The following is a 602-nucleotide window of genomic DNA, read 5'->3' as shown; positions in this document are numbered from 1 at the left end:
CGTCCGAGTCACGCCGAGCTCCATCCGATTGAACGTGGAAGAGCTTGGCTTTGAGCTCCTCTCGCTGCCCCAATGCCTCTCCAAGTTTGTACGATTCGCGCATCAGCTAATTGCCTACTATGAACGGATACCGATGGCCTCCCGCCGCCTGTCAGCTTTGATTTGGGTCAATCGAGCAAATTCCATCCGAACTCTTTAGACAGGGGCCGCGATCGTGGTCGTGAGGGATCACTCGCGCATCTCAAGCAACCGACGTGCCAATGGCGCTCTGCGGGCTTTTCTTAAAGAAACAACGCACCTCTCGCTGCGTTGACTGAATACTACCGTCTTACTGTCGGGCTTGGGACAGCGACGTCTTGGACCAGACACGGCTCAACACAAAAGCACGGACCGTCAATGGCGACGATCGCCGAGAAGAGCAATTGCTCGAGGATCACCCTTGCTGGTCAGAATGCCTCGCAAGGATTTTCGAGCGTCTCGTCATCGAGTGAGAACATCGAGAGATAGGCACCACGCTCGGTGCTGCCAATCCGAAGCTCGCGACGAGAATGATCGCAGGCGCAATAGCCGCGTCTGTGCCATTCAAGTGGGTTGCTGGTGAC

General features: G+C 56.0%; 1 protein-coding gene. It reads left to right on the top strand.

Annotated elements, in window-relative coordinates; all coding sequences use genetic code 11:
- Positions 1-199, top strand: a 199-nt coding sequence (locus AAFX91_RS42310) for a hypothetical protein (protein WP_394570429.1), incomplete at its 5' end; no start/stop codon positions are given.
- Positions 200-602 lie beyond the last annotated feature (403 nt).

The organism is Bradyrhizobium sp. 31Argb (assembly GCF_043638955.1).
GTDB lineage: Bacteria > Pseudomonadota > Alphaproteobacteria > Rhizobiales > Xanthobacteraceae > Bradyrhizobium.
Note: the sequence above shows the minus strand (reverse complement) of the source record. Positions and strands in the feature narration are given on the sequence as shown.